The 19,716-nt window shown below is 46.3% G+C and carries 17 protein-coding genes; 11 read left to right on the top strand and 6 right to left on the bottom strand.

Going from position 1 to position 19,716, the window contains the following annotated elements; all coding sequences use genetic code 11:
* Window positions 1–190: 190 nt before the first annotated feature.
* Genes tsaC through aroE form a run of 3 tightly spaced genes read left to right on the top strand, consistent with a single transcriptional unit; the run spans window position 191 to window position 2,525 of the window.
* Window positions 191–751, top strand: coding sequence for an L-threonylcarbamoyladenylate synthase type 1 TsaC (tsaC, locus tag B067_RS0103405; RefSeq protein ID WP_019528650.1), 561 nt, complete (start codon window positions 191–193; stop codon window positions 749–751).
* Between the two features lie 18 nt (window positions 752–769).
* Window positions 770–1,675 carry an oxygen-dependent coproporphyrinogen oxidase gene (hemF, locus tag B067_RS0103400; RefSeq protein WP_019528649.1) on the top strand — a complete coding sequence of 302 codons (906 nt, stop codon included), beginning with the start codon at window positions 770–772 and terminating at the stop codon, window positions 1,673–1,675.
* 16 nt (window positions 1,676–1,691) lie between these two features.
* Entirely contained in the window at window positions 1,692–2,525 is an 834-nt protein-coding gene (aroE, locus tag B067_RS0103395; protein WP_019528648.1) for a shikimate dehydrogenase, read from the top strand.
* A 147-nt stretch (window positions 2,526–2,672) separates the two neighbouring features.
* Here the strand turns inward: aroE and B067_RS19575 are convergent, their stop codons facing one another.
* On the bottom strand, window positions 2,673–4,259 hold the full coding sequence (locus tag B067_RS19575) for a methyl-accepting chemotaxis protein (protein ID WP_083921349.1): 1,587 nt from the start codon (window positions 4,257–4,259) through the stop codon (window positions 2,673–2,675).
* A 54-nt stretch (window positions 4,260–4,313) separates the two neighbouring features.
* The gene (locus B067_RS0103385) at window positions 4,314–6,104 is read right to left on the bottom strand and encodes a hybrid sensor histidine kinase/response regulator (RefSeq protein WP_019528646.1); all 1,791 of its coding nucleotides are present in this window, start codon (window positions 6,102–6,104) and stop codon (window positions 4,314–4,316) included.
* Between the two features lie 347 nt (window positions 6,105–6,451).
* Here B067_RS0103385 and B067_RS0103380 point away from each other — a divergent pair, with 347 nt between their 5' ends.
* Window positions 6,452–7,423 (top strand): helix-turn-helix domain-containing protein, encoded by a 972-nt coding sequence (locus tag B067_RS0103380; protein ID WP_019528645.1) that lies wholly within the window; start codon window positions 6,452–6,454, stop codon window positions 7,421–7,423.
* Between the two features lie 209 nt (window positions 7,424–7,632).
* Here the strand turns inward: B067_RS0103380 and B067_RS0103375 are convergent, their stop codons facing one another.
* Window positions 7,633–8,163 (bottom strand): gamma carbonic anhydrase family protein, encoded by a 531-nt coding sequence (locus B067_RS0103375; RefSeq protein ID WP_019528644.1) that lies wholly within the window; start codon window positions 8,161–8,163, stop codon window positions 7,633–7,635.
* A 197-nt stretch (window positions 8,164–8,360) separates the two neighbouring features.
* Between B067_RS0103375 and prlC the strand changes: the two genes are divergently transcribed.
* The 3 genes from prlC (at window position 8,361) to B067_RS0103360 (ending at window position 11,960) form a co-directional block, all read left to right on the top strand.
* Entirely contained in the window at window positions 8,361–10,427 is a 2,067-nt protein-coding gene (gene prlC, locus B067_RS0103370) for an oligopeptidase A (protein ID WP_019528643.1), read from the top strand.
* A gap of 373 nt (window positions 10,428–10,800) precedes the next feature.
* Window positions 10,801–11,067, top strand: a complete 267-nt coding sequence (locus B067_RS0103365) for a YheV family putative zinc ribbon protein (protein WP_019528642.1) — start codon at window positions 10,801–10,803, stop codon at window positions 11,065–11,067.
* 14 nt (window positions 11,068–11,081) lie between these two features.
* Window positions 11,082–11,960: an urea transporter gene (locus tag B067_RS0103360; protein ID WP_019528641.1), complete on the top strand. Its 879-nt coding sequence runs from the start codon at window positions 11,082–11,084 to the stop codon at window positions 11,958–11,960.
* Between the two features lie 25 nt (window positions 11,961–11,985).
* On the opposite strand, the gene B067_RS0103355 is transcribed toward B067_RS0103360, so the two are convergent.
* Together B067_RS0103355 and B067_RS0103350 are read right to left on the bottom strand one after the other, a co-directional pair.
* Window positions 11,986–12,636, bottom strand: a complete 651-nt coding sequence (locus B067_RS0103355; RefSeq protein ID WP_019528640.1) for a hypothetical protein — start codon at window positions 12,634–12,636, stop codon at window positions 11,986–11,988.
* 168 nt (window positions 12,637–12,804) lie between these two features.
* Entirely contained in the window at window positions 12,805–14,133 is a 1,329-nt protein-coding gene (locus tag B067_RS0103350; RefSeq protein WP_019528639.1) for an MATE family efflux transporter, read from the bottom strand.
* A 375-nt stretch (window positions 14,134–14,508) separates the two neighbouring features.
* Between B067_RS0103350 and coxB the strand changes: the two genes are divergently transcribed.
* From coxB to B067_RS0103330, 4 genes are all read left to right on the top strand, one after another.
* Window positions 14,509–15,666, top strand: coding sequence for a cytochrome c oxidase subunit II (coxB, locus tag B067_RS0103345; RefSeq protein ID WP_019528638.1), 1,158 nt, complete (start codon window positions 14,509–14,511; stop codon window positions 15,664–15,666).
* Window positions 15,667–15,675: 9 nt separating this feature from the next.
* The gene (gene ctaD, locus B067_RS0103340) at window positions 15,676–17,235 is read left to right on the top strand and encodes a cytochrome c oxidase subunit I (protein WP_019528637.1); all 1,560 of its coding nucleotides are present in this window, start codon (window positions 15,676–15,678) and stop codon (window positions 17,233–17,235) included.
* Between the two features lie 19 nt (window positions 17,236–17,254).
* Complete coding sequence (locus B067_RS0103335; RefSeq protein WP_019528636.1) at window positions 17,255–17,815, top strand: cytochrome c oxidase assembly protein; 561 nt, start codon at window positions 17,255–17,257, stop codon at window positions 17,813–17,815.
* Between the two features lie 92 nt (window positions 17,816–17,907).
* Window positions 17,908–18,858 (top strand): cytochrome c oxidase subunit 3, encoded by a 951-nt coding sequence (locus tag B067_RS0103330; protein ID WP_019528635.1) that lies wholly within the window; start codon window positions 17,908–17,910, stop codon window positions 18,856–18,858.
* Window positions 18,859–19,454: 596 nt separating this feature from the next.
* On the opposite strand, the gene B067_RS0103325 is transcribed toward B067_RS0103330, so the two are convergent.
* Entirely contained in the window at window positions 19,455–19,709 is a 255-nt protein-coding gene (locus B067_RS0103325; protein ID WP_026244376.1) for a DUF2909 domain-containing protein, read from the bottom strand.
* Window positions 19,710–19,716 lie beyond the last annotated feature (7 nt).

Below are 19,716 nucleotides of genomic sequence, written 5' to 3'. Positions count from 1 at the left end.
ACTATCGACTATCGACTATCGACTATCGACTATCGACTATCGACTATCGACTATCGACTATCGACTATCGACTATCGTTTTCTTATAACTTGAAGCTTACGGCTTGCAGCTGCCCCAAAGGGGCAGCCCCCCCTTGCATTCCCCCCCCAACTTGGGTAGTTTCGCGCTTTATTTTAGCTAAGGTTGTTCCGTGCCCTATACCCTGCAACTACAAACAGCGGTTGATGTTTTACATCGCGGTGGCGTGGTGGCTTATCCTACCGAGGCGGTATGGGGGCTGGGCTGCAATCCGTTTAATGCGCAAGCTGTTGAGCGCCTATTGCAGCTTAAGCAGCGCGACCCCGCCAAGGGCTTGATTTTGGTAGCGGCGTCTATCAAGCAATTTGAGCCTTTTTTAGAGGGCCTATCTGCGCAGCACCGCGAGACCTTAAATCAACATTGGCCCGGCCCTTATACCTATTTAGTACCTGCGAATAAGCATGTGCCTGCATTTATTAAGGGCCAGCATAGCTCCGTTGCACTAAGAGTTAGCGCTCACAAACAGGTGGTGGAGCTATGCCAGGCCTTTGGCGGCCCGGTTGTTTCTAGCTCGGCTAATATCACCGGCCAACCGGCGCCGATACATGCCTGGCAAGTGCAGGAACAACTGGGCGATGCTTTAGATTATTTGTTACCTGGGCAGGTAGGCGACGCCAGCCGCCCTAGTGAAATTAGAGACTTAATTAGCGGCCAGGTATTGCGCCAAGGCTAAGCTGCTACAGGATAAACTATGAACCCCGTCGATATCAATGCCGTAAAAACCTACCTGCTAGACCTGCAAGATAGCATCTGCCAAAGCCTAGAGGCCGTAGATGGCGGTGCGAGTTTTGTTGAAGACAGTTGGCAGCGTGAGCTGGGCAGTGGCCGCTCGCGGGTGCTTACCGACGGTCTAGTGTTTGAAAAAGGTGGGGTTAACTTCTCCCATGTGCAGGGCAGTAAAATGCCCGCCTCGGCCACTGCTAATCGCCCCGAACTGGCAGGCCGCAGCTATCAGGCCATGGGGGTATCGCTGGTGATGCATCCCAACAACCCCATGGTGCCTACCAGCCACGCCAACGTACGCTTTTTTATCGCCGAAAAAGAAGGTGAAGAGCCAGTGTGGTGGTTTGGTGGCGGCTATGACCTTACCCCCTATTACGGTTTTGATGAGGACTGCCAGCACTGGCACCAAACCGCCAAAGCCGCCTGCCAGCCCTTTGGCGAAGCGCTATACCCCAAGTATAAAAAGTGGTGTGATGACTACTTTTACCTGCCCCACCGCGACGAGCAGCGCGGCATAGGAGGCTTGTTTTTTGACGACCTCAACGATGGCGATTTCGCCCATAACTTTGCTTTTATGCAGGCCGTGGGCAACTCCTATGTAGCGGCTTACCAGCCCATAGTCGAGCGCCGGCAAGCACTACCTTTTAACGAGCAGCAGCGCGCGTTTCAACTGTATCGCCGTGGCCGCTATGTCGAATTTAATCTAGTCTACGATCGCGGCACCATCTTTGGTTTACAAAGTGGCGGCCGCACCGAGTCTATACTCATGTCGCTACCGCCCTTAGTACGCTGGGAATATCAGTGGCAGCCAGAGCCTGGCAGCCCGGAAGAGCAACTAACTAGCCACTACCTGCGCCCACATGATTGGGCCTAAATAATTAGACGATTTTATGGATATTACGGATAAGTACGCCGTTTACGGCAACCCGATTAAACACAGCAAATCACCGCAAATACACAAACTGTTCGCCGAGCAAACCGGTGAGCACATGGTGTATCGCAGCCATCAGGTCGAGCTGGGTAAATTTTCCGACGCGGCGCAAAGTTTTTTTGATAATGGCGGCAAAGGTTTAAACATCACCCTGCCCTTTAAGCTGGATGCTTACGAATTTGCTCAACAGCTTAGCGACAGAGCGCGTTTGGCGGGTGCGGTAAACACATTGGCATTGCAAGGCGATGGTAAAATCTATGGCGACAACACCGACGGCGCCGGCATGGTGCGCGACATGCAGCACAACCTAGGTTGGCAAATAGAAGGTAAGCGCATTTTATTATTAGGTGCCGGTGGTGCCGTGCGCGGCGTGATAGAGCCACTCGCCAAACAAAAACCGTCGTTAATAGTTGTTGCCAATCGCACCGTAGGCAAAGCTCAAAAACTGGCCCAAGACTTTGCCGAATACGGCGACATACGCGGTTGCAGTTACGAAGCCCTGCACGGCAATCAATTCGATTTAATTATCAACGGCACTAGCGCCAGCTTAGCGGGCGAGTTACCGCCCTTAGAAACCAACGTACTCAGCGACGGGGCCTGCTGCTACGACATGATGTACAGCGCCGAGCCCACCACCTTCATGCACTGGGCCGCCGAAAATATGGCCTGGGCTGTGGCCGATGGTTTAGGCATGCTGGTAGAGCAAGCCGCGGAGTCGTTTTGCATCTGGCGCGGAGTGAGGCCTAAAACGCGGGAAGTGATAGACGCTATACGGGCGCAGTTGGAGGGCTAAAAGTCGCTAGGCATTAGTGGTTAGTCGCTAGAAAGGTAGGAGTCACTGTTTACAATGCGCATACTGCAGAGAGCATCGTCGGCAATTTTATTTTGTCAACTGTCTACGATTAAAATGTTCCCAACAAAGTTTAAACTGGTGGGTGATTCAGCCCCGCCGATTAGACCAAAATTGATCGCCTAAGCGAATGAGTTGATCGATATAAGCGCCGGTAGTACAGCATAGTCGGTCACTATTTTTTGAACTTTCCATCACTGCGTCGGCGTAATCTTTAACCCTGACAATATTTTGGTTGATATCTTCAGATACCATCCCTTGCTCTTCAACAGCAGCGGCGATTTGTGTGCTCATATCACTAATTTGGGTAATCTTGCCATTAATTTTTTCAATGGCATCGGCGGCTTGTTGTGCATGGTCAGATCCGGTAACCGCTCGGTCAGAAGCCTTTTGCATGCAGCTAACGGCTTTTCTTGCTCCGCTTTGCAGAGCTTCGATGGTATTCATGATCTCCTCGGTCGATTCATGAGTGCGGTTAGCTAAAGAGCGCACCTCATCAGCTACCACGGCAAAACCGCGACCTTGCTCACCAGCACGGGCCGCTTCAATGGCTGCATTAAGCGCCAGTAAGTTGGTTTGTTCGGCCACAGAGCGAATCACATCAATAACGCCGGTGATGGCTTCGCTGCTGGCCTCAACTTGCTGAATAACAGCGCTGGCATTGGCAACCTCCTCAGATAAATCGGCAATGACCTCGGCGGTGGTATTGACGATCGCCTTGCTGTGATCGGCCCCTTCCTTTGCTTCATTGGCCGCATCAGACGTATTTTGCGCATTTCGTGCAACCTCCATTATTGTTGCCGACATTTCGTGCACCGCCGTCGCGACTTGGTCAGTTTCGTTATACATTTTTTGTATTTCAGTAACATTATTGCGCACAGCTTTGATCATTTCGCAGGTGTTGCCGGAGAGCTGCTGTGAATAGTTGGCGATTCGGCCAATAACGGCACCTGCTTCTGATTCTAAGGATTTCATTGCTAGCAATACCTGACCGGCCTCGTCGTGCCTACCGGTGTAAATATGCATAGCAAGAGGATCATCGGTAATAGCGCGAGCACGAGCGAAAACTTGTTGCAAAGGAGATAACAAGCAAAGTAAACCTGCACTGGTCAGCGTAGAGGCTACAGTGGCTATTACTAACGATAAAATCATGCCGCTTTCAAAAAATAGAATTAATACCGCCGCACTTAAAAAATAGCTGGAAAATATAGCCAGTATTACCTTGATGCGTAAATCCAGATACTTTCGCTTTAGAAACGAAGGGGCTTGGTTGCTGTTGATTTTATCATAGAGTTTTGAGGCCCTATCGACATAGGCTCGGTCAGGAAGTGTTCTTACTGATTGATACTCAATGGCAACACCCTGTTCCATAATAGGGGTAGCATATGCATCCACCCAATAATGATCTCCATTTTTGCAACGGTTTTTAACCAAGCCCATCCAGGATCTGCCTTTAGTTAGATTGACCCAGAGGTCACTAAATGCAGCAGAGGGCATAGAAGGATGGCGGATAATATTATGGGGTTTGGTTAGTAGTTCGTCTTCAGGAAATCCACTGATATCAACAAAATCTTCACTAATATAAGAGATATTACTTTTGATGTCTGTCGTTGAAAGAATGTTGGCACTTGCACCAAACCGTCTTTCAATATTAGTGATCGTTGGATTTCTCGGCATTGATAGCTCCTGATTTTTTAATGATAAAATTGATGGCTAGGGTTTTTATTATGCTTAAGCGTTTTGTTTTTGTATGGCAGAGTCACTAGCTTTTTGTAGTGCTAGGTATAACTCTTCAGATTTAAATGGCTTTCCAATTACATCGAAAAAAATGTCTCTGGCATTGTTCATTTCATCAATTGAAGCACTGACGGCTAGAATCGGTGTATGAGTAAAATCACTCATTGCTAGAATTTTTTTAGCCGCAGTATGTCCGCAATCACCTGGCAGATTAATGTCCATTAAAATAATATTGGGTTTATGTGATTCTAAGTATTGGTAGGCAAGTTCAGCACTTTGAACCGCGTTAATATTGACACCGATACGGGACAACATCCTCTCCATAAGCCTAATGTTGACGTTATTGTCTTCAATATAGAGGACGTCTAGATGATCCCATTCAATTTTCCTGAGGGATTGTTTTAGCGGAATTTCAATGATGGGGTTTTTGGCAAGAGGTATCTTAATATAAAATATTGAGCCGCCTAGTGGGTTGTTTTGATAGCTGATTTCGCCGTTCATTTTTTCGATCAAATTCTTACTTAAAGATAGCCCGATACCGCTACCATCAATGTGAATATTAAGGTCATGTAGGCGGCTGAAGGGTTCGAACAAATCAGTAATCCTATTTTCAGAAATCCCCATTCCGGTATCAGCAATACTGATAATCACGTATTGTTTGTTTTCTATACTTACATCAACAGTGACTAGTCCACGTTCTTTATTAAATTTAATAGCATTGGAAATAATATTTATTATGACCTGTTTAAGTCTGACTCGGTCCGCATAAGCCCATAGAGAGTCTTTACAGCACAATTTTAATTTGAGCTTATGTTCGCTGATAGCAGCAGAATGCATACGCAGGCATTCTTGGAGTACTTCTCTAACCTCAACTTTATCAATTATAAGTTTCATTTTTTTACTATCGATCTTGGCATAGTCCAGTACATCATTAACTAACTGTAGTAACAGTTTAGCGCTGCTATAAATATCTTGAACGTAGCTGAAATGATCATCATCTGAAATAATTTTCTTATCTTTTGATAGTATCTCAGAAAATCCCAAAATTGCATTCAAGGGTGTGCGTAACTCGTGACTCGCTGAAGAAAGCAGACGATTTTTGGCTTCGTTAGCCAGCTCCGCATCTTGTAAGGCAGTAACTAAATTATTTCGTTCAACTGCTAAATGTGAAATGTCACGAACAACGCCAACATACTTTTTTTTATTATTTTCTTCATAGCTATTGAGTGTTACTTCTAGGGGTATTGGGGCTCCTGACTTGTGTCTTCCGTAGAGTTGACGGGATCTATGTAAATATTTAATGCCTGTTAAGGAGGCCTTTTTTAAGTACGTTTTATGCTGGTTTTTTTCTTCATCAAGGATGATTACACTAATATCTTTGCCTATAACTTCGCAGCTATCATAACCAAATATTTTACTCGCTCCTAGACTGAAGCTTTCGATGACGCCGTGATTATCAATGCTGATAATACCGTCATGACTACCATCAAGAATAGCCTGTAAATGGCGCTCACTTTTTTTAAGTAAATCGCCAATGTGGCCTTCTTCGGAGTCTCTTAAAATTAAACGACGCTTAGTTTTAGTGTGGTTATAAATTAAAAATAAAATCAGCAGTGTATAAATAATAATAAAAATACTTCCAAAAATAATGGTACTTTTTATTTGTAGAGCAAGCTCTGGGGGAGGGTTAAATCCTTGCTTATCTAAAGCTTGTGCAGTCTTATAAAATTGATGAGATGAATATCCTGCAAAAATAACCAAGACGATGAATGAAATTAAAATCATGCTTTTTCTCATAAATTAGACATCAATCGGATGGGGTCTAGCAAGTAAGTTTCTGGATATAACATGATGATTTAATTCCACTTTGTAAAAAACCTCTCGCTATGTTAGCGAATAAGTAAGTTGTCGCTATCAAAAAGACGAACTTAAAACTTATTAATGGCGTTTAATTGCTAAGCCGAAGAGAACTTGGTGGAAGTTCGCTTTTTTGATAGGAGGGGCTCAATAGTTTTGTTATGATCAAATACACGCATAAAATGTAGGGATTTAACGGTGAGTGCTTAATTGTTCATTATTTGTTGCTATAAAATTTATTTTTCCGAGTAGTAATTGGTATTATGTGCAAGCTTATGGAAGATGACGGCCTGTTTAGCAGCGACCAAAAGTTCGTAGATATTGATCAGTACATGGAAACCCTCAAAGGCTGGGATCTCGAAGTAGGACAATTGTCGGCTGGGCAGTGGCGGGGGCGACAACAGGTGATCTCTACAGATGATTATGAGTATTTATTTTTTTCGCACTCACTTAAATGTTTGCATCATGCAGTGCTATGCAAGCCTGGGTTTTCATTTTTTATTCCGTTGACGCCTGAGCACGTAACCTACTTATTCTACAAGACAGATAGGGCGGCTATTTCTTCGACTCCTTTTGGGGAAACGCTCAGCCTGATTACCCCTGATGAATTTGAAGGGGTAACTCTAACTATCAGTTATGAGCGATATCATTATTTGCTTGAACATCGTTATAACAGCCCGGTATGCTGCCCTACTCGGCATAAGACTACGATCTATTACCCTTCGGAAGAACAGTTACACACTTTGCAAAAAGAACTTCTTCAAATTAGAAGTGCGTTTTCTAAAGAAACGATTATACAATTACAGCCTATGCAATGGCTGCAGTATATAAGCGATACGGTAGTCGCTCCTTTGCTGGTATCAATCATGGCCAATGAGACTAATACCCTATTACAAGGAAGGATCTCACCGTTATTACAAGCCTTGGATATTATTGCTGAGAATTTGGACTCACCACCGACTGTGCTGGAATTATCGGAGCGTTTAAATTTGACGCCACGTTATTTACAGCTACTGTTTAAGAAAAACCTGAATTTATCACCGAAACAATTTATTCGTTTTTGCCGATTAAATCGTGCCCGATCTTATTTATATAAATCCAAGCTCCAAAAGGGAAGTATTTCTGATGTGGCAAATGAGCTGGGTTACTGGCATATGAGTAATTTTTCTCAAGAGTTTAAGTTGGTGTTTGGTGCAACTCCAACGGAGTTTGTAAAAAATAACAGGAAAGTGGATTTGATTAGCTAATTGAAATTTCTGTCTATGGCAAGAGTACTTATAGATTGGGAAAATAATTAAAAATCTCATCTGGATATAGAGAAGAAATGGCCATCAAAATAAGATGGCTTTATAGTCGCTATACACAGCAGTTACACAAAAATAGTTACAGGCTAGCTCGTAGAGCCCTATGAGCAGAACAGGTGCTCAGCGTGGCCCACAACGCGTATGGCCAGCACCTAAGACGCATACTCCCCCTTCAGCGCCACATAATCCCCTGCCGTGCGGGTAAACAATTCCCTCTCGCCATCTTTTAACGGCCGTATTTTTTTCGCCGGTGTGCCCATATACAAATAACCACTCTCTAAGCGCTTACCCTGGGTAACCATGCTGCCCGCGCCTACTAGCACTTCATCTTCTATCACCGCGCCATCTAAAATAATCGCGCCCATGCCGATTAACACGTTGTTGCCTATGGTGCAGCCGTGCAGCATCACTTTGTGGCCTATGCTGACGTTATTACCCAAAATAGTGGGGTAGCCATTGGGGTTGCTGGGGCGGGTGCGGGACAGGTGTATGACGCTGCCGTCTTGTATATTGCAGCGCTCGCCTATACGGCAGTGGTTGACGTCGCCGCGTATCACGGTAAGTGGCCATACAGAGCTGTCTTTGCCTATGTGCACATCGCCAATAATCACGGCGCTTTCGTCTATGTATACGCCTTCAGCTAAAACCGGGTGTATACCTTTATAGGGGCGTATGTTGCTCATAGTTAACCTGCGTATGTTAGAGGGTGCTTGCTGGATGGCTTGTGTTAGTGGCTCAGTCTATCAGTCATTAAACGACTCACATAGCGCTGCTGCGGGGGTCTAGTCAGCTTGCTAGTGTGAGCAATTTGCCCCTATAGTAATTGCGGTGGCTGGCGTAGAATAGCGGCCTTAGTTTTAGCAATCAATGAGAGTGAACCGTGCCCCAGTCTACACCTGCCTATCATGCCCTATTAGCGCAAAGCGCCCTACCTAGCTTTTCTGATTTTGCCGTTGAGCTGATAGAGCCTGCCTTGGATGAGTTGCTAAGCCGCAACCGCAAAAACATTGCTGAACTACTGGCAAACTTTGAACAGCAAACGCCAACCTGGCAAACGTTAATTGCACCTATGGAAGAGTGGGATGATGCGCTGAATAACTTTTGGTCACCGGTTAGCCACTTAAACGGCGTTAAAAACTCCGATGCCTTGCGCGATGTGTATAACGCCTGCCTGCCCAAGCTCACCGAATACAGCACCGAGATGGGGCAAAACCAAGCCTTGTTTGCAGCCTACCAGCAACTGGCCAACAGCGAGCAGTTTGCCAGCCTTAACACCGCCCAACAAAAAACCATCAACAACGCCCTGCGCGACTTTACCTTGTCGGGCATAGCACTAGAGGGCGAGGCCAAGCAACGCTTTGCCGCGATTAAAAAACGCCAGGCTGACTTGGGCACCCAGTTTTCCAATAATGTGTTGGACGCCACTCATGGTTGGTACAAACACATAGAAGATGTCAGCGAGCTAGCGGGTGTACCTGATACCGCTTTGGCTATGTATCAACAACTGGCTGAGGCAAAAGAGCTAAGCGGTTATGTGATTAGCTTGGATATACCCGCCTATTTACCCGCCATGCAATACGCCGACAATGCCGCATTGCGCGAAGAGCTATATCGCGCTTACAACACCCGCGCCTCCGAGTTAGGCATGGCTTTAACGGGCGATGGTAAGCAGTGGGATAATAGCGCTTTAATCGACGAAACCTTAAAGCTGCGGCAAGAGCTGGCGCAGCTATTAGGTTTTAATAACTATGCCGAACGCTCACTGGCCACCAAAATGGCCGAGAGCTGTGAGCAAGTGTTAGGTTTTTTAAACGACTTAGCCGAACACTCTTTTGGCGTTGCACAACAGGATTTTGCCGAGCTACAGGCCTTTGCTAAGCAGCAAGGTGCGGCACAAGTTAATGCTTGGGATGTACCCTACTACAGCGAAAAACTGCGTTTAGCCAAATACGATTTATCGCAAGAGCAGCTGCGCCCTTACTTTCCCGCCGATAAAGTGATCGCCGGTATGTTTGCCACAGTTAAACGCTTATTCGCCATAGATATAGAAGAGCAGCAAAGTTTTGATAGCTGGCACGACGATGCGCGTTTATTTAGCATTAAAAAAGATGGCCAGTTAATCGCCCAATTTTATTTAGATATTTTTGCCCGTCAGCACAAACGCGGCGGTGCCTGGATGGCCGACTGCCGAGTACGTAGAATTAAACAAAATGGCGAGCTGCAATTGCCGGTGGCGTTTTTAACTTGCAACTTTAGCCAGCCCACCGCCGATACTCCTTCGCTATTAACCCATAACGAAGTCACTACCTTATTCCACGAGTTTGGCCACGGCTTGCACCATATGCTCACCCAAATTGATTGCGCCAGTGTGTCAGGTATAAATGGCGTAGCTTGGGATGCGGTAGAACTACCCAGCCAATTTTTAGAAAACTGGTGTTGGGAAAAAGAAGCCATAGCGATTATCTCTGGCCATTACCAAACGGGTGATACGCTACCCGATGAATTGTTAGAAAAAATGCTAGCAGCTAGAAATTTTCAATCCGGTATGCAAATGATGCGGCAAATAGAGTTCTCGCTATTTGATTTTAGCCTGCACATGCAAAGCGATAATAGCCAATCGGCGCAAGAAGTGTTGAGCCAAGTGCGTAAAAAAACGGCGGTATACCCTACTCCCGAATTCAATCGCTTCCAAAACGGCTTTAGCCACATCTTTGCCGGTGGTTATGCCGCGGGTTATTACAGCTACAAATGGGCAGAAGTATTATCGGCCGATGCCTTTTCGCGTTTTGAAGAAGAAGGTATTTTTAATACCGAAACGGGTGAGTCCTTTTTGGCGAATATTTTGACTATGGGTGGCTCTAAAGAACCCATGGAGTTGTTCGAGGCTTTTCGTGGACGTAAACCTACAACCGATGCCTTGTTGCGACACAGTGGCATAGTAGCGTAGCTGGTTTGTCGTACCCAATGGCCAAAGCACTGCGTGGGCCACGCTGAGCACTCGCGATGCTCGCGGGGTAGGCTCTGCCGGCCTTGAGCCGGCACCAAAAATCTACGGAGTCAGTGGTTGCCAGCAAAGAAAGACCGAAATAATACGGCTTTATAGTGCGATTAATTCCTTAACTAAAAATTGGACCAGTAGCAGTTTTAATCGGGCGCCATTAAGGGTTTAAGTTGGCATCTAAGTAGTTATTAGTTGTGTACCATAGTTTTATTTTTGATACGAAATTTCTATATACATGAGAGTGAGGAAAAAAGTAGCTCGCCTAGCAATGCGAAATAAATGCTGCAAAGTACTTCGATAATTAATCATAGAGAACCCCATGACAGAAAAAACCATAAAACGCTTCATTGCTGGCGCTGTCTGCCCCCGCTGTGCAGAGCTAGATAAGTTAATGATGTTTCGCAATGAAAAAGATCAACAGGTTCGCGAATGTGTACGCTGTGGTTATAGCGATGCGATGAATGAGAACGGTCAGCCGGAAGAAATATCTACCCGGGTTAATCAACCCAGAATAGGCGAGCAACCTTTATCACATGAAGATGAAATATCGGTGGTAAATATTATGGATCCTAAAAAGAAACCTTAGGCTAGTAAGCATTAATGATAAAGCTGCCGAGTTTTCGTCAAAGTACCGATGTGCTGTTAACAGGCTTTGGTCAAATCATGCTGCAGCAAAACCGCTTAACGGGTTTGTTTTTTCTTGCGGGCATTTTAGTTAATTCCCTTACCTTATTTTTAGCGGCAGTGAGTGCATCTATTATCGCCGTAGTTACCGCTTATAGTTGTGGCTTTAATCATCAGCATATTGCAAAAGGCTACTACGGTTTTAATGGCGCTTTGGTGGGCTTGGCGGTGTTTAGTTTTTTCCCGCTAACACCATTAGCGTTGGCTATGTTAGCTATAGGTAGCCTGTTAGCTACCCTACTCATGCGTTTGATGTTAGCCAGCAAAACCCTGCCCCCTTTTACCGCCCCTTTTGTGATTAGTACTTGGTTACTGTTAATTATTGCTCAGTTTGTGGGGTTGCCCTTGCTGGAGGCCAGGCCCGTAGCTAACGAGTTGGTGATTTATAAGGCGATTATTAATGGTGTGGGCCAGGTGATGTTTCAAGATCAATGGCTAGTGGGTTTGCTATTTATTTTGGGACTGGCGTTTAGCTCTCGCTTGATGGTTGTTTGGGCTTTGGTGGCGGCAATGTTGGGGGTGTTATTGGCTATGTTGTTGGGCCTTTCCCAGGAGTTAGCGGGGGCGGGGGTTTATGGTTTTAACTCGGTGCTGGCCGCTATGGCCTTAGCGGGTAGTTATAATAAAAGTATCGTGCTGCCCTTGTTAGCGGCGGTATTGGCCTTTGCCATTATGCAGTTGTTTCACGTTATGGCTGCGCCGGCATTAACGGCACCTTTTGTGTTAGCGGTGTGGCTGGTGATGGTTGGTAAAAAAATAGTCGATAAATTTTTTCATCTGCCTTATGTGGCTTAAGCTTAATCGTTTTTAAACCTCAGCTTTACGTGCCGCCAAACTGTAAACCTATAGCGAGGTTGTCGGTTAAACAGGGCCATTGTTCGCGTTCAATCAACCAGTGGTCAGCTTTGTGTTTTTTAGCATAGGTAATAAATTCAATGCTTTTATATAGGTGCTCGTTGGCCATGGATTTTTGCACCGTGTAGTCAACAGCTTCGTCTAGCTCGTTGGCAAAAGGTTCGCCTATTAAGCTGTGAATAATTAAATTAGAAGTCGTCATATCCATGGGTACTAAGGGAATCCCAGCCTTAACCATAAAGCGATCATTCACTTCTTCAATTAGCCTATGGGCTAAATACGCCTCATCCATTAACTCATCTAAGCCTATGTGGCCAGCCACAATTTCGGGGGGTTTTAAAAAGAAATTTTCAGCTACTTTAAAATAAGGCTCTGCGTATTGCCCTATATTGGCTTGCTGGGTAATGGCGCGCGCCGCCTCTAAAAAACGGGGGACATGCTCTATATAAGCGCTCACAAAGTCTAGCAAGCTTTGTTCGGGATTTTGCTGGGGTAATTTAATCGCTAGGTGTACACGTTGATGTATTTTTTCAGCTAACAGTTTTGCTAGGTGGCCGGTTTTCGCTTCGTGAGCTTTAGCCATAGCGATGGTTTCGTGTATAGCCTTAATGCTCACGGGCCCCTCTCTATGGTAATGGGAAAATTAATGAATGATATTTTAGTGCTATGGTTAAGGACTATGGTTAGGCACTATGATTTAGTTCTACGGTTTAATCCACTAAGGCTAGTACAAAACGTGGGTATGACTAGTGAAAAACGTTAGTGAATACCAAACTTTTTCATTTTAGTGCGCTGGGTACCAATAATGCTGTTTGTTATAGCGATAAAAATAGTAGCCCAGGCTTATGCCGCGAGTGAGGTTGAATGCCGCAAAGGCAAACCATAGGCCGTGGTTGCCCCAGTGTTGGCTGAAATACCAACAGGGGATATAAACGAGAAAACAAGAAAATAGCATGGAGTATTGCATGGCTTGCGATTGCGAGGCACCGATAAAAATACCGTCTAAGCAATAGCTGGCTACAGCAAGCAGGGGCAGGGCTATGACCCAGGGGAAATATTGCTTTGCACTATGGACCACGGCATCTATGTTGCTAAACAGCGGCAGTAAGTGTTCACCCAAGAAGTAAAACGCGAGGCTGAATAACAGCGCCGATAACGCCGCCCAGAAAGCACAGCCCCGGCAGCTGGCGATAAATTGGCGATGGTTGCGCTGGCCTACGGCATCACCCACTAGTGCCTCTGAGGCGTGCGCAAAACCATCCATGCCATAGGAAGATAACATCACCAGCTGCATTAAGATGGCATTGGCCGCCAGAATAATTTCACCCTGTTGTGCGCCTTGGGCGGTAAAAAAAGCAAAGCTGGCCAGCAGCGCTAAGGTGCGCACAAACAGGTGACGGTTAACCTTAAGCAGCGCTTGGTAGTTATGCCACTGCAGTAGGGGTGGCCACTGTAATGCGCCGCTCATAGGGCCTAGTTGCCGCTTAAGCGCATAGAGGGCCAAGCCGCACCCTAGATACTCAGCGATGAGGGTGGCCCAAGCAGCGCCGTCACTGTTGAGTTTTAGGCCTATAACAAACCACAGGTCTAACAGGATATTGCTGGCATTGGTTAGCAGCATAATCAGCAGCGGCCAGCGGGTGTTTTGATGGCCTATCAGCCAGCCGATTATGCCGTAGTTAATCAACACGGCGGGGGCACTGAAAATACGAATTTGGGTGTAGCTTAGCGCCAAGGCTTGTGCGTTGGCGGGGGCCTCTATTAACGATAAGCCCAGCTGTAATAGCCAGGGGCTGGTGAGAAGCAGGGCAATGCCGATAACCGCGCCCATCAATAAGCTTTGTGCGGCCAGTTGGCGGCTAGCTTGGTGGTTTTTTGTGCCATAGGCTTGCGCGGCAAAACCGGTAGTGCCCATGCGTAAAAACCCAAAACCCCAATATAAGAATGTTAAAACGCTGCTGCCTACCGCCACAGCGGCTAAATAGTGAGCAGAATCTAGGTGGCCCAAGATGGCGGTATCAACTAAACCCAATAACGGGATAGAAAGATTAGAAATAATTATTGGCCAAGCTAAAGCCCATATCTTGTGGTTTAGTGTTTTGTTATATGGCATATCTGTCTATTTTTAAGCCCGTTTGAATAAATATTTATCGCTTTGCATGTACTTTAATCAGATATTTGCTAGGTTTGACTTGGCCTAAGCTAAAGAAGGTCGTTATAATCGCGGCGTTTTGTCGCATTTCGGTTACTCGTGGAGCTAAGCTTCCGCGGTTACTACAGTGGTTTTTTAGTCGTCCAATAACAACAAGAAGACACTAATTTCACAAGCGATTGCAGTTTAATCTCTTAATTGGTGGTTAGTGATGCGCATAGCGTTTAGCTAACAAAGTAGCAAGGCCTAGTGTGTTTAGTGCCATAGCTATTATTTTATTGCCTATTGGTTTGGCGAGTACCGAACAATATTAACAATAAAATGGAGACACGGGAGATGCATTTACAAGCGAAGCGGCTCTCAAAGCTGGCGCTTAGTCCTGTGCTGATGATACTCAGCATGCTGGGTACAGCTGCGTGGGCTGAAGAAGCTCAGCGCTGGCAGACTAACCTCACGCCAGGCGTTACCGAACTCGGTGCAAAAATTTACGACTTACACATGACGGTTTTTTGGATCTGTGTGTGGATAGGCGTAGTGGTTTTTGGGCTGATGTTGTATTCAATACTTACTCATCGTAAATCACTGGGCGCCAAGCCTGCGGATTTCCATGAAAGCACCACGGTTGAGATAGCGTGGACCATAGTGCCTTTCATCATCCTGATAGTGATTGCCTTCCCCGCTACTACAACGTTGTTAGAGGTGTATGACACCGACGATGCCGATTTAGATGTGATGATTACAGGCTATCAGTGGAAATGGAAATACGAGTACATGGACCCTAACGGTGATAATGTCTCCTTTTTCAGTAACCTCCGCACCGGCAAAAATGAAATTTATAACGAAGATGCCAAAGGTCAGCACTACTTATTAGAAGTAGATGAGCCTATGGTGCTTCCGGTCAACAAAAAAGTGCGTTTTTTGGTGACGGCTAACGATGTTATCCACTCCTGGTGGGTACCGGCGCTAGCGGTTAAGCGCGATGCCATCCCCGGTTTTATTAACGAAACGTGGTCTAAACCTATTAAAACCGGTGTTTACCGCGGCCAGTGTGCTGAGCTATGTGGTAAAGATCACGGCTTTATGCCCATCGTGGTAAACGTGGTGGAAGAGGCCGAATACCAAACCTGGCTGAGCGAGAAAAAAGCCCAGTCCGCCGAAATCAAAGCGCTGATGAGCAAAAATTTTAGCCTGGATGAACAAATGGCAACGGGCAAAGCGGTATACGATAAAAGCTGCGCAGCTTGCCACGGTACTAATGGTGAAGGCGGTGTGGGTAAAGCCATTGCCGGCAGTGCCATAGCCACAGGCGCCTTAGCGGGTCACTTTGATGTTGCTATTAACGGCGTGCCGGGTACAGCGATGCAAGCCTTCGGCGGTCAAATAAATGATGTTGATATGGCGGCGGTTATTACCTACCAGCGTAATGCCTTCGGTAACAATATGGGCGATGTGGTACAACCCATAGACGTCTACAACTTCAAACTAGGTAAATAGGAGGCCACTATGAGTGCACATCACGGGCCTGCTAAAGGCTTTACACGTTGGATCACCACCACCAATCATAAAGACATAGGGACGATGTACCTATGGTTTAGTTTTTCCATGTTTATTCTTGGCGGTGCTTTCGCTATGATTATTCGTGCTGAGCTATTCCAGCCGGGTATACAAATTGTCGACCCTGCCTTTTTTAACCAAATGACCACCATGCACGGCTTGGTAATGGTGTTTGGCGCCATTATGCCGGCCTTTGTGGGCTTGGCTAACTGGCTAATCCCCATGATGATAGGTGCGCCTGATATGGCGCTGCCACGCATGAACAACTGGAGCTTCTGGATTTTACCGCCTACGTTCCTGATGCTGGCCTCGACCTTGTTTATGGAAGGTGGCGCGCCCAACTTCGGTTGGACCTTTTACGCACCACTATCAACCACCTATGCGCCACCTAGCGTGACCTTCTTCATTTTTGGTGTTCACTTAATGGGGCTATCTTCCATTATGGGTTCTATCAACATCATCGCAACAGTGGTGAATATGCGTGCCCCCGGCATGACCTATATGAAGATGCCATTGTTTGTGTGGACTTGGTTGATCACGGCCTTTTTATTGGTAGCAGTTATGCCAGTACTGGCGGCCTGTGTCACCATGATGCTAATGGATATACACTTCGGCACCTCGTTCTTTAGTGCGGCGGGTGGCGGTGATCCGGTATTGTTCCAGCACGTGTTCTGGTTCTTCGGTCACCCTGAGGTATACATTATTATCCTGCCGGCCTTTGGTGTGGTATCGCAAATTATCCCCACCTTTGCGCGCAAGCCGTTGTTTGGCTACGACTCCATGGTGTACGCCACCGCGTCTATCGCCTTCCTATCGTTTATCGTATGGGTACACCATATGTACACGGTGGGCGTGCCTGTAGCTGGTGAGCTATTCTTTATGTACGCCACCATGCTGATTGCGGTGCCTACGGGGGTGAAGGTGTTTAACTGGATTACCACCATGTGGCAGGGGTCTATGACCTTTGAAACGCCGATGTTGTTCTGCCTGGGTTTTGTGTTCCTGTTTACCATAGGCGGTTTCACCGGCGTTATGTTGTCTATCGCGCCAGTGGATTTCCAATACCACGACAGCTATTTCGTGGTCGCTCACTTTCACTACGTGATGGTAGCGGGTGCGGTATTTAGTATGTCGGCAGCGGTGTACTACTGGTTGCCCAAGTGGACCGGCAAAATGTATGACGAAGGCATGGGTAAAGCCCATTTCTGGATCTCATTTATAGGCTTTAACTTAACCTTCTTCCCTCAGCACTTCCTAGGGTTGGCAGGTATGCCGCGTCGTATCCCCGACTATGCTTTACAGTTTTCTGACTTCAACATGATGTCGTCTATAGGCGCCTTTATTTACGGTGCCTCGCAGATACTGTTTTTGTTTAACGTGCTGCGTACGATATTAGCGGGTAAGCCAGCGCCAGAAGAGAAAGCATGGGAAGGTGCTGAAGGTTTAGAGTGGACGCTGCCCTCGCCTGCGCCCTACCACACCTTTACCACACCACCCAATGTGAAATAAGGCAAAAGGTAAAACGAAAATGGCCGAAAAAGAGCAAACATCTATCAAAAAAACCGTTATCAAATTGGTAGCTACGGTAGTGGTTATGCTCTTTTTTGTGCCCTTTGTGATGGTGCCCTTGTATGACGTGCTGTGCGAGCAGCTAGGCATCAATGGCAAAACAGGTGGTCGTTATGAAGTGGTGGATGCCGGTATTGATACCAGCCGCACGATAACCGTGCAGTTTGTCGCCACTATTAACGACCAAATGCCCTGGCAGTTTCGCCCCTCGGTAACCGAACTTAAAGTTCACCCCGGGGCGATAAACAGTACCGTGTTTTATGCGAAAAACCCGCGCGACTACCGCATGGTGGCACAAGCTATACCTAGCCTAAGTCCCGGTAGAGCAACTGAGTATTTTCATAAAACCGAATGTTTTTGCTTTAACCAACAGCCTTTGGCTGCCGGTGCCGAAGCAGACATGCCCTTGCAGTTTATCGTCGATAGGGATTTACCCGCCGACATTAAAACCATCACTTTGTCGTACACCATATTTGATGTTACCGAGATGGCAAAACAATCGCCGGTGGCATCGCGATAGTTTTATTAATGACAATAATAAGGGTCTTTTTTGTTAGCGGCTTCTAAATAGTAAAAAAGCGGTAACGAGAAAAGAAAAAACGGAGAAATAAAATGGCAGGTCAAAGCAATAACGGTCACGAGGCCTATTACGTGCCAGAGAGCAGCCCACTGGCATTTCTCGCCAGTATCAGTTTGTTCCTGACTTTGTTCGGCGCAGCCAGCATGATCAACGACATGACATGGGGCGATCCGGAGGTAGCAACTCATTCTACAACCTACTTTACCGTGGGGCTGATTGCATTTGCGGCGGTATTATTTTGGTGGTTTCGCACTACCATCATAGAAAACCGCGCGGGCATGAACAGCGCACAGCTAAAGCGCTCCTATGCTATAGGTATGCAATGGTTTATTTTTTCAGAAGTCATGTTCTTCTTTGTGTTGTTCGGCACCTTGTTTTACGTGCGCAACTTGGTCGGCCCATGGCTGGGTGGTGAAGGTGAAGGCGGTCGCATGAACGGTTTATTGTGGCCGGGCTTTGAATACAACTGGCCCATGAACACCACGCCACAAGATGCAGTAGGTATAGGCAGCCAAGTTATCGCTAACAACGGTACCTTTAAGGGCGCTACTGGCACCGTTGATTGGACACACATACCCTTAATCAACACGATTCTACTATTAAGCTCATCGGTAACTTTGCATTTTGCGCATCACGCGTTAAAAGAAGAGCAGCGCGGCAAATTTAACCTATGGCTAGGTATTACCTTAGTGTTGGGTTTTGTGTTTGTTGGTTTCCAAGTACTGGAATATAAAGAAGCGATGCATGAGCTAGGCCTCACTTTGGGCGCAGGCATATACGGCACCACCTTCTTCTTCCTCACCGGCTTTCACGGTTTCCACGTTTGTATGGGGGCCTTTATGCTTACCGTGCAATGGTTACGTTCTATGAAGTCTGGCCACTTTACCAAAGACGATCACTTCGGTTTTGAAGCCTCGGCGTGGTATTGGCACTTTGTTGATGTGGTGTGGATATTCTTGATGTTGTTTGTTTATATTCTTTAGGGGCTTAGCTGTAAGTTACAAGCGATAAGCCACAAGAGAAAAGAAAAACGGCTGTGATGAAAATTACAGCCGTTTTTTTATGGCTGCTCTGTATCAATGGGGGGATTAGTGGGTATTTGGATTCCGGCTTTCGCCGGAATGACAGTGGCTAGGTCTAGGCCAGCTGCTCATGTTGATTGAGCTTGGCTCACCTATAATATTTGTCATACCCAAGACGCTCCTGACAGTCGCGGGGTAGGCTCTGCCGGGATTGATCTGGCATCCAAAGGTTATTTTTAATTATCGATTGATATTGGTGTGATGATTTCGCCCCTCTGGGCGAGTTCATTTTCTTTGCTTGCACAAAGAAAACAGAACCAAAAGAAATGCACCCCTGTCGGCCGTTTGCTACGCAAATTCCCTGCGCTACTCAGAAAATAGCGGCCGGTCGGGAACTCGCATTTTGAAGATATTTAATCTTCAAAATACTCAGACATCCCTCCCTGCTGCGCGCCGCTATTTTCTTCCGTTGCTCGGCGGCCTCTAAGGGGAAATTGGGTGCTTCGTAGATGGATATCAAAGATTTAGATGCCAGCAAAGCTTAAATAACAATAGAGTTATTCAACAACAGGCTGAGCCGCCTGCGGCACTGGCATCTTACCCCATGGCGCTTGCGACTTTAATTGCCCGGTAGTCACGCCATAAGTGACAAAACCCATCAATAAAACCGCAATTATTAGTCTAACACTGATAGAATTCCACAGGCCGTCTTGCTGTTTGTCGCCCTTGTCTTTAACTAGAAAGCCAAGGCCGGTAAACAGGCTAATGACTAGAGCAATAAATAAAATAATTATGACAACTTTTAACCACATTTTTTGT

The sequence above is a fragment of the Dasania marina DSM 21967 genome, assembly GCF_000373485.1.
GTDB classification, from domain to species: Bacteria; Pseudomonadota; Gammaproteobacteria; order Pseudomonadales; family Dasaniaceae; genus Dasania; species Dasania marina.
This window is presented reverse-complemented; position numbering and strand designations above follow the sequence as displayed.